The following is an 11,812-nucleotide window of genomic DNA, read 5'->3' on the forward strand; positions in this document are numbered from 1 at the left end:
TTACCGGTCGCTGACGGCCGCACGCGGGTTTACCCACGGTTCCTGATTGGAACGCGGCAGCGGGGTCTTGCCGAGAATATGATCCGCCGCTTTTTCGCCGGTCATGATCGACGGGCCGTTGAGGTTGCCATAGGTCACATGCGGGAAGATCGAGCTGTCCGCCACCCGCAAACCTTCCACGCCGATGACCCGGCATTCGGGATCGACGACGGCCATCGGGTCGTCCCTGTCGCCCATGCGGCAGGTGCCGCAGGGGTGATAGGCACTTTCGAGATGTTCCCGCAAAAAGGCGTCGATCTCCTCATCCGTCTCCACATTTTCGCCGGGCTGGATTTCCGGTCCGCGAAAATCGTCAAAGGCTTTCTGGCTGAAGATGTCGCGCGTCAGGCGCACGCAATGGCGGAATTTTTCCCAGTCTTCCGGGTGGCTCATATAGTTGAAGCGGATGACCGGATCGTCATGCGGATCGGCCGAGCGGAGCGTGACATTGCCGCGCGATTTCGACAGGTTGTAGCCCACATGCACCTGGAAACCATGGCTTTTCGCCGCCGCCTTGCCATCATAGGAAATGGCGACCGGCAGGAAATGATACTGGATATCCGGCTGTTTCAGACCGGGTGCGGAGCGCAGGAAAGCGCAGGCCTCGAACTGGTTGGAAGCGCCAAGCCCGCCTTTCGACAGCAGCCATTGCGCACCGGCCACGCCCTGCCAGAACCATGGCAGCCAGGAATAGAGCGAGACCGGCTTGGTGGAGACCTGCTGGAAATAAAACTCCATATGGTCCTGAAGATTTGCGCCCACGCCCGGGCGATCCGCCTTAACCTCGATGCCCATGTCTTTCAGGTGCGCGGCGGGACCGATGCCTGAGAGCATCAGCAGTTTCGGCGAATTGAAGGAGGAGGCGGAAACGATGACCTCGCGATTGGCCGTGATGGTTTCCACCACGCCCTTGCGCTCGATCTCGACGCCAACCGCGCGGCCGTTCTCGATGACGACCTTGCGGGCGAAGCCGTTGACCAGCGTGACATTGCCGCGCTTCAGCGCCGGTTTGAGATAGGCATTCGCGGCGGACCAGCGGCGACCATTGTGGATGGTCTGCTCCATCAGGCCGAAACCCTCCTGCTTGGAGCCGTTGTAATCGTCGGTCAGTTCGAAACCGGCCTCAGCGCCCGCCTGAATGAAGGCGTGGAACAGCGGATTGTTGACCGGGCCGCGCTGCACATGCAGCGGCCCATCCGTGCCGCGCCAGCCCTCTTCGCCGCCATGGCTGTGTTCCATGCGCTTGAAGTATGGCAGCACATCCGCATAGGCCCAGCCATGCGCGCCAAGCTCTTCCCAGCGGTTGAAATCCTCGGCATGGCCACGCACGTAAACGAGGCCGTTGATGGAGGACGAACCGCCGATGACTTTTCCGCGCGGCGCCGTAATCCTGCGGTTGTCGAGGTTCGGCTCGGGCTCGGAGAGATAGCCCCAATTATAGCGCTTCATGCTCATCGGCCATGCGAGTGCGGCCGGCATCTGGATGAAGGGGCCGAAATCCGACCCGCCAGCCTCGATGACGATCACCGAATAACGACCGTCTTCTGACAGGCGATAGGCGATGGCGGAGCCTGCGGAACCCGAACCGACGATGACGTAGTCTGCTTGCATGATCTGCTCTCTCCGATGAGCGTTGGTTCCGATGACCGTATGCGGCTGGGGTTTCACCCCCCTCTGCCCTGCCGGGCATCTCCCCCTCAAGGGGGGAGATCGGCAAGCGGCGCTACCGCCGCTTCATTCGCTGACGTTGAGATGGGCGCGACCTCGCCGCATATCGATCTCCCCCCTTGAGGGGGAGATGCCCGGCAGGGCAGAGGGGGGTGAACCCCACCCACCGAACCATCAATAAGGCGCGTCCACCTTCCCCGTGCTCACATAAACCGTCTTCAACTCGCTATAATGCTCCAGCGCGGCGGCCGAATTCTCTCGCCCGAAGCCGGATTGCTTGGAACCGCCGAAGGGGATTTCGACCGGGCAGAGATTATAGGTATTGATCCACAGCGTGCCCGCCTCCAGCCGGTCGACCACGCGATGGGCGCGAGCGAGATCGGCGGTGAAGACGCCGCCGGCGAGGCCGAATTCGGTGGCATTGGCACGGGTAAGAACCTCGTCTTCATCGTCGAAATCCAGCACGCACATGACGGGGCCGAAGATTTCCTCGCGGGCGATGGTCATGTCGTCAGTCACATCGGCGAAGACGGTCGGCTGCACATAAGCGCCCTCGCCCGAAACATTGTTGGGAATGCCGCCGCCGGTGATGAGCGTCGCGCCCTCTGCCCTGCCCTTTTCGATATAGGAAAGGACCTTCTCCTGCTGGGCCTTGGAGACCAGCGGGCCGAGATGGGTGGCGTAGTCCAGCGGATCGCCGAGGATCATCGCCTCTGTGCGGCGCTTCAGATTGTCGAGGAAACGCTCCTTCGCCTTTTTCTGCACGAAGACGCGGGTGCCGTTGGAGCAGACCTGGCCGGAGGAATAGAAGTTGCCGAGCATGGCCCCGCCCACAGCGCTTTCGATATCGGCGTCGTCGAAGACGATCAGCGGCGACTTGCCGCCGAGTTCCATGGTCACGTGCTTCAGATGCCCGGCAGCGGCGGCGGCTACCTTGCGGCCGGTCGGGACTGAGCCGGTAAGCGAGACCTTGGCCACATCCGGGTGATTGACGAGCAGCGGGCCGGTATCGCGATCGCCCTGAATGACGTTGAACAGGCCCTTTGGCAGACCGGCTTCGATGAGGATTTCGGCGATCTTCAAGGCGCCGAGCGGGGTGTTTTCCGAAGGCTTGAAGACCATGGCATTGCCGGCGACCAGCGCAGGCGCCGCCTTCCAGCAGGCGATCTGCTGCGGATAGTTCCACGCGCCGATGCCGACGCAGACGCCGAGCGGCACGCGCTTGGTATAGGCGAAATCGCCGCCGAGGGGGATGTAATCGCCGTTCAGCGCGGAAGGGGCGATGCCGCCGAAAAATTCGAAGGCATCCGCGCCGGAGGTCGGGTCGGCGACGATGGTTTCCTGAATGGGCTTGCCGGTATCCAGCGTCTCCAGCGTGGACAACGCATCGTTGCGCTCACGCATGATATCGGCGGCGCGTTTGAGGATGCGGCCGCGCGCCATCGGGCTCATCGCCGCCCATTCCTTCTGCGCCCGTTTGGCCGAGGCGATGGCGCGCTCGACGATGGCAGGCGTTGCCGCATGCAGCCTTGCAATCACCTCGCCGGTGGCCGGGAAGATGCTCTCGAACGGTGTGCCGGCCGTGTCTTCGACATACACCCCGTCGATGAAATGCGAGGCTTTCGGCTGCGCCTTCAGCGGCGTCGCGATGGTCATGTCGAAGTCTCCTTAAAGAACGCGGATGGACGGCTTTGGGCGCTGTCCATCGGGAAATGATTTGAGCAGCATGTCGAAATAATCCTCGACAAGCGCCGGTGCGGAGGCAAGGCCGAGCGGGGCCGAGCGCAGGCTGTGGCGAATATAAAGCCCGTCGATCAGGGCCGCCGCGCCTTCTGCGATGCGTGCGGCATCGTCCGGCGGGCAGAGCCGGTTGAGGCTCGCCATGAGGTTGGAGCGCAGACGGCGCGAATAGAGCACGAGCAGGCGGCGGGTTTCTTCCGAGCGCTGCGCCTCGACATAAAAGGCAAGCCATGCCGCCACTGTTTCGGGCGTGAACTGGTCGCTCTGGAAGGAGACATGCACGATGGCGCTCAGCCTTTCACGCGGGCCGGAAGCGCGGGTCAAAGCCGCGACCGCATCACGCCTGAGATCGCGCAGCAGGCTGCGAATGGTTTCCAACAGAAGCTGCTGCTTGCTGCCGAAATAATGATGCGCGAGCGCCGCCGATACACCCGCTTCCCGGGCGATATCCGACATCGTCACATTCAGCGAACCATGGTGGCCTATGGTGCGAAGCGCCGCATCCACCAGCGCCTTGCGGCGCAGAGGCTCCATTCCGATCTTGGGCATAAGGGTCTCCTTGATGGCGGCAAAATATTCTTGATTGATCGATCAATCAATAAAAAACGCGCCATTTTATGTCGCTGATTTGCGATGGATCATATTTTCCGCCGCCGGACAGTGATAGTTTCGCAGGCATCGGCCAGCGCGGCGAGCCCCATGCTGCCGGCCGGTTCACGGGGGAAAAACTAAACCGTGATATACTGCGAATTGGGAATGGAATGCGTTTCGTGCTAATATCGCTGATGATACAAATTTCGCTGGAAGCGGCGCCAGACGAAAGACGATAAAAACGCCCGCCTAGACCACGACGGCGCCCGATCCGCAAACCGGACATCGAAGGACCGATCGCAGCGTTTAAAGAAGGGAGTGATATCATGCCAATGGTAACAGTATCGATTTCCCCGGAACAGGCAGCAAGGATGCGTGAGGCCGTGAATTGCGGAGCCTATGCTTCCGGCAGTGAGGTCGTTCGGGAGGCCCTGCGCCTGTGGGCGGCCTCCACCGCGCAGGGCACCGGAGCGGCTTCAAGACCAGCGGCGGATGCGGACCGGGAGCGGCTCAACGTCGCGGACCTTTACGCCGCACACACCGGACATGCCCGAAGGGCCTGACCCGCCGCTCAACAACCTTTAATATCCAAGGGGTTGTTATAAAAGGTTCACGAAAGCTTCACAGTGGTGAAAGCTTTTGTTGACCTGTGATCTGCAATTGTTTGCCCAAAAATAATGGGCGCCCAAGGATTTAAAACCGGGCGTAAGAACATGAGCGGAGAGACATATGCAGGCCGTCACGCTGGAGAACGATGTCATAAGGCGTTTTGCCTCCGGGCACATGTTTCCCATGGCGAAACTGGTGCTCGAAACGGCATTTCAGCCGATTGTCGAGGCGACGACAGGCACGATCTTCGGTTATGAATCGCTGATGCGCGGCCATGACCGGCTCGGTTTTTCCAATCCGCTGGCGCTGCTCGACCAGGCTGCCGCGGATGGCGAGTTGAAGGCCTTCGAGCAGATGCTGGCGAGCCGGGCGCTGGCGAAATTTTCCACCCTGCCCGATTTCTCCTCCGCCACCCTGTTCCTCAATCTCGATGTGCGGCTGATCCCGCACGGCGACGCCATTCTCGACAAGCTCGTCGGCCATCTGGCGCGGGCGGGCATTCCCGCCTCCTCCATCTGCTTTGAGCTTTCCGAACGTTTCGACAATACCAGCGTACCCGAATTTACGGCGCTGATTGCCCGAATGCGCAAGGAAGGCTTCAAGCTGGCGATCGACGATTTCGGCGCCGGTCATGGCGAGATGAAGCTGCTGTGCGACTTCCCGCTGGATTACCTGAAGATCGACCGGCATTTCATCACCGGAGTCGACCAATTGCCGCGCAAGCAGCACCTTGTGCGCAACATCGTCAACATCGCCCATGTTCTTGGCGTCAGGGTCATTGCAGAAGGCATAGAAACCGAAGCGGAGTTTCTGACCTGCCGCGAATTCGGCGTCGATCTGGTGCAGGGCTGGCTGATCGCGAGGCCCACGGTCTTCACCAGCGAGCTGCCGGAGAGCTTTCCCCACATCAACCGCATGGGCGTGGCGCGGCGCAGCAGCCAGACGCTGGATGAGATTCTCATTCGCCGCGAAATCGAGCGTCTTCCGACCGTCTTTGAGCATGACAGCGTCGACAGCGTCTTCGAACTGTTCCGCAGAAATCCGCAGCAGGCGTTTTTTCCGGTTCTCAACGCCAATGGCGAACCGCGCGGCGTCATCAACGAATATCACCTCAAGGAATATATCTACCGGCCTTTCGGCCGCGACCTGCTCAAGAACAAGATCTATGAGCGTACCATTTCCCATTTCGTCGATCCCGCGCCGATTGTCGGCCTCGATGCCGATGCCGACCAATTGATGAACATGTTCGCCAGCATGGGCGGCAGCGCCTGCATCATCCTCACCGAAAACATGCGTTACGCCGGCATCGTTTCCGCCGCTTCGCTCATCAAGGTCATCAACGAAAAACAGCTGAAGATGGCGCAGGACCAGAACCCGCTGACGGCGCTGCCGGGCAACCGCGCGATTGGCGGTTTCATTGCCGACCGATGCAGCGATGGCGACGAGGCGCGCTTCTTCTGCTATTGCGACTTCGATAATTTCAAACCCTTCAACGACAAATACGGCTTCAACGCCGGCGACCACGCCATCACCCTGTTTTCGGCACTGATGCGCCGTTACTTTTTTGCCGGCGATTGTTTCCTCGGCCATATCGGCGGCGACGATTTCTTCATCGGCGTGCGCGACTGGGCGGTGGGAGAACTGACGGAAATCCTCGAGCGGCTGCTCAGCGATTTTCACGACGACGTCGCCGAACTCTATTCGGACGAGGACCGCGCCGCCGGCTGCATGAAAGGCCAGGACCGCCACGGCAATGAGCGGGACTTCGCGCTGCTGCGCTGCTCCATTGGCGTTCTGACTTTGCCGAAAGGGTTGATCATCGCCAATCCCGAGCGGATCGGCAGCGAGATCGCTGGCGTGAAGGCGGCTGCGAAGGAAAACGAAGGCGGTCTCGTCGTCCGGGTCTTCGGCGAGACAAATTGACACTCGTGACAAACGGCCTCCTTCCCTAAGCGGCGCATCTGACCTACATCTTCAGACGACGCCGACACGTGAGGAGTTGCCCCTGGCCATGCCCGACACCAAGACCCTGCCCGAAACAATGCGCTTCATCGACCTCCCTTCCCATGGCGGCCCGGAGGTGATGCGGCTTTCGCAAGCGCCTTTGCCGAAGCCCGCAAAAGGCGAGGTTCTGGTGAAGGTCGAGGCGGCGGGCGTCAACCGGCCGGATGTGGCGCAGCGGCAGGGCACCTATCCGCCGCCGAAGGATGCAAGCCCGATCCTCGGCCTTGAAATCGCCGGCGAGGTGGTTGCGCTGGGTGAAGGCGTTACCGAATTCAAGCTGGGCGACAAGGTCTGCGCGCTCGCCAATGGCGGCGGTTACGCGCAATATTGCACCGTGCCGGCCGGGCAGGCCCTGCCCTTCCCGAAGGGTTACGACGCCGTCAAAGCGGCGGCTTTGCCGGAAACCTTCTTCACCGTCTGGGCCAACCTCTTCCAGATGGCGGGCCTCACCGAAGGGGAAAGCGTCCTCATCCATGGCGGCACCAGCGGCATCGGCACGACGGCCATCCAGCTTGCCAAAGCCTTTGGCGCGGAAGTCTATGCTACGGCGGGCTCGGCGGAAAAATGCGAAGCCTGCGTGAAGCTCGGCGCCAGACGGGCGATCAACTATCGTGAGGAGGATTTCGCCGAAGTCGTTAAAGCCGAAACCGGCGGCAAGGGCGTCGATGTCGTTCTCGACATGATTGGTGCGGCCTATTTCGAAAAGAACCTTTCGGCACTCGCAAAGGACGGCTGCCTGTCCATCATCGCCTTTCTGGGCGGCGCCGTGGCCGACAAGGTCAACCTCACCCCCATCATGGTCAAACGCCTCACCGTCACCGGCTCCACCATGCGCCCCCGCACGGCCGACGAGAAACGCGCCATCCGCGACGACCTCGTCGCCGAGGTCTGGCCGCTCATCGAAAGCGGTCAGCTGGCACCTGTCATCAACCGGGTCTTCACGCTGGATGAGGTCGCGGAAGCGCACCGGCTGATGGAAAGCAGCAGCCATATCGGCAAGATCGTGATGCGGGTGTCGTGACGTTTTGAGCAAGATCGTTGTTTTCATTGACAACACAGCAAAGTGTTGTCAAGAATAACAACATGAAGGCCATTCTGCTCGAAAAGACGCGCAAAGTGATCGACGAGACGGCCTTCTTTGAGGTTGTCCTGTGGCATCTGCCTGAGCCTGTTCCCGGAAGTCTTCAACCGTTCAAATATCGGCTGGCGCTGGTGATCAAAGGGGAATGTGTTCTGCGTTATGACAATGAACGCGGCAAAGGCGATCATCGTCATATGGACGGGCGTGAATACACCATCGCCTTCACCACGCTCGAAGCCCTGTTCGATGCTTTTCAGGCGGATATGGAAAGGATTTTGTCATGACCGCACTCACCGTCCGTCTCAGCACGATCAAGGATATCAAGAGCCGCTTTGTTGCCGCCGGTAATCTGGCCATGTCTGAAAAGCCGGTGGAGGCGAAACCGTCCGTCGAATTTTCCAGCTATGAGGACCTGCACCGCATTCTCGCGCCGCTTCGCCTTGCCATCGTCAAGGCTCTGGCGGGCCAGGGGCCGCTTTCTATCCGGGAGGTTGCCCGTCGAGTCGGACGGGACGTACAGGCCGTTCATCGCGATGTGACGTCGCTCCTCCATGCGGGCGTTATCGACCGGAACGAGGCTGGCATCGAGTTTCCCTATGACAGCATCCACTTCGAATTCGACGTGAAGGCCGCAGACGCGGCATAGGTGCCGGGCGTCCCCCAAGAAGTAATCCCTCTTGCATTACTGACGAATCGTACTACCTTCTAGTTATGTTCAACGTATCGGAAGGAGGTGATCCAATGTCTAGTGAGATTTCGGTCTCTGGTGCAGGCAATGGAAAGGGTGTGTTTTCGACGGGGCAGCCCTCGTTGTAAAACCTCTAGCCTTCGGAACGTTGAGAAACAGTCCCGGGTCTGTAAACAGGACCAAACTCATGGAAGGGTCGCTTTGGCGGCCCTTTTCCGTTTCTGCGTATTGCTTTGACTATTGGGGAGATCTGCGCCTCGAGTGCCGGTGCGGCAAGCTCTATGCTCGATGCTACTCCTGAAATGTCTCTTCCGTCATACCGGGCTTGACCCGGCACCCAGCCGGCGCGCGGCTGCGCGACGAGAGGAGTTCTTTCAACCCAAGGACTTGGGCTGGCTGGGCACCGGCTCAAGGCCGGTATGACGGAGAAGTGGGGGCAGCGACAAAATCAACGACCGCCAACTGCGGTCACCTCTCCCTACCTCTTCCCGAACACCTTCCACCGCGTCGGCCGGAAGCGCAGTTCCGCGCCCACCGCCACGGCGGCGTTGAGCGGCACCTCGATTTCGAGGTGATAGGGCTCATGGCCGTTATTGGCGATGTCGATTTCGGCGATGCGGGTGCCGGCCAGGCGGCGACAGGTGGTGACCTTGCCGTAAAGCGCGTCCTTTTCGTCCGTCAGCACCACGTCTTCCGGCCGGAAGAACAATTCGCCCTCGCCTGCGCCGCTTTCGTTTACGCCGATGCTCTCGCCCTGGAACAGCACATGGCCATCACGGATCGTGACCGGCAGGCTGGAGGATTCGCCGATGAAGGAGAAGACGAAGGGGGAGTTCGGCGTATCGTAGACATCGTCTGCCGTGCCGACCTGCTCGATCTTGCCCTGGCTCATGACGACGACGCGGTCGGCCAGTTCCAGCGCTTCTTCCTGATCGTGGGTGACGAAGACGGTGGTGTGGCCGGTGCGGTCGTGGAATTCGCGCAGCCAGCGGCGCAGCTCCTTGCGCACCTTCGCGTCGAGCGCGCCGAAGGGTTCATCGAGAAGCAGGACCTTCGGCTCGATGGCGACGGCGCGGGCCAGCGCCACGCGCTGGCGTTGACCGCCGGAAAGCTGGGTTGGATAGCGCTTTTCAAGACCGGAGAGATGCACCATGTCGAGCAGCTCGGACACGCGTTTGCGGATCTCGGCTTTCGGCGGGCGGTTGGCGGAGGGGCGCACCTTGAGGCCGAAAGCGATATTGTCGGCCACCGTCATATGGCGGAACAGGGCGTAGTGCTGGAACACGAAACCGACATTGCGCTCCTGCACCGTGCGGTGGGACGCATCCTCATCGCCGAAGAAGATTTGCCCCTGCGTCGGCTGTTCGAGGCCGGCGATCAGACGCAACAGCGTCGTCTTGCCGGAGCCGGAAGGACCGAGCAGCGCGATCAACTCACCGGAACGAATGTCGAGCGACACGTCGTTCAGCGCCGGAAACCGATCGAACTGCTTGGTGATGCCGGAAACTTTCACTTCCATGAAGATGCCTTTCAATGCTTGCCGGCTGCGTTGCCCGCGCCAAAGCGTATTTCGAGAATGGTTTTGAGAATGAGCGTCACCAGCGCCAGGCCCGCGAGCAGCGTCGCCACCGCAAAGGCCGCGCCCATATTGTACTCATTATAGAGTATCTCGACATGCAGCGGCATGGTGTTGGTCTCGCCGCGAATATGGCCCGAGACCACCGAGACGGCGCCGAATTCACCCATGGCGCGGGCGTTGCAGAGCAGTACCCCGTAAAGCAGGCCCCATTTGATGTTGGGCAGCGTGACATACCAGAAGGTCTGCCAGCCGGAGGCACCGAGCGAAATCGCCGCCTCCTCGTCGCCATTGCCCTGATCCTGCATCAGCGGGATCAGTTCGCGCGCGACGAAGGGAAAGGTGACGAAGATGGTGGCGAGCACGATGCCCGGCACGGCGAAGAGTATCTCGATGCCGTAGCTCTTCAGCCATGGCCCGAGCACGCTGTGGGATGAGAACAGGATGACATAGACGAGGCCTGAGATGACCGGCGAGATCGAGAACGGCAGGTCGATCAGCGTGATCAGGAATGCCTTGCCCTTGAACTCGAATTTCGCAATCGCCCAGGCGGCCATCACCCCGAAGATCAGGTTCAGCGGCACGGAAATGGCGGCGACGAGCAGCGTCAGGCGGATAGCAGAGAGTGCATCCGGCTCGACAATCGCCTCCCAGAAGCTTTCCGTGCCCTTGCGGAAGGCTTCGAAGAAGACCGAGACCAACGGCAGAACCAGAAAGGCGGCGAGGAACACGAAGGCAATCGCGATCAATGCCAGCCGGGCGGGAAAGCTCTCGCTGGCGGGGTCGCGGAACGGCCGGGGGGACGTGCGGGAAGCGGTCTCAGACATAACCGTACCTCTTGCGGCTCCAGGCCTGAATGAGATTGATGAGGAACAGCATGGCAAACGAGATGATCAGCATGATGGTGGCGATGCCGGACGCGGCCGCATAATTGAATTCTTCCAGCCGGATGACGATGAGAAGCGGCGCGATTTCCGAGACATACGGAATATTGCCGGCGATGAAGATGACCGAGCCATATTCCCCGACACCGCGTGCGAAGGCGAGCGCAAAACCCGTAAGGATGGCGGGTGTCAGGCTCGGCAGCAGAACGCGGGTGATGGTCTGGAAACGGTTGGCGCCGAGCGTCGCCGCCACCTCCTCCACCTGCCGGTCGATTTCTTCCATGACCGGCTGCACGGTGCGCACCACGAATGGCAGGCCGATGAAGATCAGCGCGATGACGATGCCGGTTGGCGTAAAGGCGATCTTGATGCCGAAGGGTTCGAACAGCGAACCGACCCAGCCGCGATTGGCGTAAAGCGTGGTCAGCGCGATACCGGCGACCGCCGTCGGCAGGGCGAAAGGCAGATCGACGATGGCATCGACGAAGCGGCGACCGGGAAAACGGTAACGCGTCAGCACCCAGGCAACGATGACGCCGAAGACCGAGTTGACCAGCGCGGCAAGAAATGCCGTGCCGAAACTGACACGCAGCGCATTCAGCGTGCGGCTATCCGTGGCAATCGCAATGAAATCTGAAAAACCCAGTTTCGCCGTGGACCAGACAAGGCCGCCCAGCGGAATAAGAATGATGAGAAACAGATAGGTCACTGTGTAACCAAACGTCAGGCCGAAGCCGGGTATGACGCTCGACTGCCGCCATTTCCACCTGTTTCCGGATGTATTATTGCTCATCAAGGCTCCGGATAATCTTTAGTTTGGCGCATTTCCGGACAGGAAACCGGGGTCCGCTTTTCCTGGAAATGCTCTCTGGGAGCCGGTGTTCCCCGGCGCTTATTATAAAGTATCGACCGGCACTGTGTCCGGTCGATCG

11 protein-coding genes are annotated in these 11,812 nt (G+C 60.6%); 5 read left to right on the top strand and 6 right to left on the bottom strand.

All coding sequences use genetic code 11. The features are described 5' to 3' along the window. The 3 genes from betA to betI all read right to left on the bottom strand — a co-directional run bounded on the left by betA (window position 1) and on the right by betI (window position 3,996). Window positions 1-1,650, bottom strand: a complete 1,650-nt coding sequence (betA, locus tag F3H58_RS11535) for a choline dehydrogenase (protein ID WP_149742278.1) — start codon at window positions 1,648-1,650, stop codon at window positions 1-3. A gap of 231 nt (window positions 1,651-1,881) precedes the next feature. Further along, complete coding sequence (betB, locus tag F3H58_RS11545; protein ID WP_188128893.1) at window positions 1,882-3,345, bottom strand: betaine-aldehyde dehydrogenase; 1,464 nt, start codon at window positions 3,343-3,345, stop codon at window positions 1,882-1,884. A 30-nt stretch (window positions 3,346-3,375) separates the two neighbouring features. Further along, entirely contained in the window at window positions 3,376-3,996 is a 621-nt protein-coding gene (betI, locus tag F3H58_RS11550; protein WP_149742280.1) for a choline-binding transcriptional repressor BetI, read from the bottom strand. A gap of 368 nt (window positions 3,997-4,364) precedes the next feature. On the opposite strand from betI, the gene F3H58_RS11555 reads away from it, so the two are divergent. From F3H58_RS11555 to F3H58_RS11575, 5 genes are all read left to right on the top strand, one after another. Then, complete coding sequence (locus tag F3H58_RS11555) at window positions 4,365-4,601, top strand: ribbon-helix-helix domain-containing protein (RefSeq protein WP_149742281.1); 237 nt, start codon at window positions 4,365-4,367, stop codon at window positions 4,599-4,601. Between the two features lie 166 nt (window positions 4,602-4,767). Beyond that, the gene (locus F3H58_RS11560; RefSeq protein ID WP_149742282.1) at window positions 4,768-6,570 is read left to right on the top strand and encodes a GGDEF domain-containing protein; all 1,803 of its coding nucleotides are present in this window, start codon (window positions 4,768-4,770) and stop codon (window positions 6,568-6,570) included. A gap of 88 nt (window positions 6,571-6,658) precedes the next feature. Beyond that, window positions 6,659-7,672 carry an NAD(P)H-quinone oxidoreductase gene (locus tag F3H58_RS11565; RefSeq protein WP_188128882.1) on the top strand — a complete coding sequence of 338 codons (1,014 nt, stop codon included), beginning with the start codon at window positions 6,659-6,661 and terminating at the stop codon, window positions 7,670-7,672. Between the two features lie 62 nt (window positions 7,673-7,734). Beyond that, window positions 7,735-8,016 carry a toxin-antitoxin system TumE family protein gene (locus F3H58_RS11570; RefSeq protein ID WP_149742283.1) on the top strand — a complete coding sequence of 94 codons (282 nt, stop codon included), beginning with the start codon at window positions 7,735-7,737 and terminating at the stop codon, window positions 8,014-8,016. After that, window positions 8,013-8,378: an HVO_A0114 family putative DNA-binding protein gene (locus F3H58_RS11575; protein ID WP_149742284.1), complete on the top strand. Its 366-nt coding sequence runs from the start codon at window positions 8,013-8,015 to the stop codon at window positions 8,376-8,378. Before F3H58_RS11570 ends, F3H58_RS11575 begins: the two co-directional genes overlap by 4 nt. 520 nt (window positions 8,379-8,898) lie before the next feature. On the opposite strand, the gene F3H58_RS11580 is transcribed toward F3H58_RS11575, so the two are convergent. The 3 genes from F3H58_RS11580 to cysT are packed head-to-tail and all read right to left on the bottom strand — an operon-like array spanning window position 8,899 to window position 11,673. Then, entirely contained in the window at window positions 8,899-9,939 is a 1,041-nt protein-coding gene (locus F3H58_RS11580) for a sulfate/molybdate ABC transporter ATP-binding protein (protein WP_149742285.1), read from the bottom strand. Window positions 9,940-9,950: 11 nt separating this feature from the next. Then, window positions 9,951-10,823 carry a sulfate ABC transporter permease subunit CysW gene (gene cysW / locus F3H58_RS11585; RefSeq protein ID WP_080856056.1) on the bottom strand — a complete coding sequence of 291 codons (873 nt, stop codon included), beginning with the start codon at window positions 10,821-10,823 and terminating at the stop codon, window positions 9,951-9,953. Further along, a complete protein-coding gene (gene cysT, locus F3H58_RS11590; protein WP_149742286.1) occupies window positions 10,816-11,673 on the bottom strand; it encodes a sulfate ABC transporter permease subunit CysT in 858 nt (285 codons plus the stop codon). Before cysT ends, cysW begins: the two co-directional genes overlap by 8 nt. Window positions 11,674-11,812 lie beyond the last annotated feature (139 nt).

It is taken from the genome of Rhizobium sp. NFACC06-2 (assembly GCF_900101425.1).
In the GTDB taxonomy this organism is placed as follows: Bacteria; Pseudomonadota; Alphaproteobacteria; order Rhizobiales; family Rhizobiaceae; genus Agrobacterium; species Agrobacterium leguminum.

What these genes read in the sequence shown, in the direction of transcription:
- betA (WP_149742278.1), bottom strand. Translation starts at nt 1,650, where the DNA reads ATGCAAGCAGACTACGTCATCGTCGGTTCGGGTTCCGCAGGCTCCGCC.
- betI (WP_149742280.1), bottom strand. Translation starts at nt 3,996, where the DNA reads ATGCCCAAGATCGGAATGGAGCCTCTGCGCCGCAAGGCGCTGGTGGAT.
- F3H58_RS11555 (WP_149742281.1), top strand. Translation starts at nt 4,365, where the DNA reads ATGCCAATGGTAACAGTATCGATTTCCCCGGAACAGGCAGCAAGGATG.
- F3H58_RS11560 (WP_149742282.1), top strand. Translation starts at nt 4,768, where the DNA reads ATGCAGGCCGTCACGCTGGAGAACGATGTCATAAGGCGTTTTGCCTCC.
- F3H58_RS11565 (WP_188128882.1), top strand. Translation starts at nt 6,659, where the DNA reads ATGCCCGACACCAAGACCCTGCCCGAAACAATGCGCTTCATCGACCTC.
- F3H58_RS11570 (WP_149742283.1), top strand. Translation starts at nt 7,735, where the DNA reads ATGAAGGCCATTCTGCTCGAAAAGACGCGCAAAGTGATCGACGAGACG.
- F3H58_RS11575 (WP_149742284.1), top strand. Translation starts at nt 8,013, where the DNA reads ATGACCGCACTCACCGTCCGTCTCAGCACGATCAAGGATATCAAGAGC.
- F3H58_RS11580 (WP_149742285.1), bottom strand. Translation starts at nt 9,939, where the DNA reads ATGGAAGTGAAAGTTTCCGGCATCACCAAGCAGTTCGATCGGTTTCCG.
- cysW (WP_080856056.1), bottom strand. Translation starts at nt 10,823, where the DNA reads ATGTCTGAGACCGCTTCCCGCACGTCCCCCCGGCCGTTCCGCGACCCC.
- cysT (WP_149742286.1), bottom strand. Translation starts at nt 11,673, where the DNA reads ATGAGCAATAATACATCCGGAAACAGGTGGAAATGGCGGCAGTCGAGC.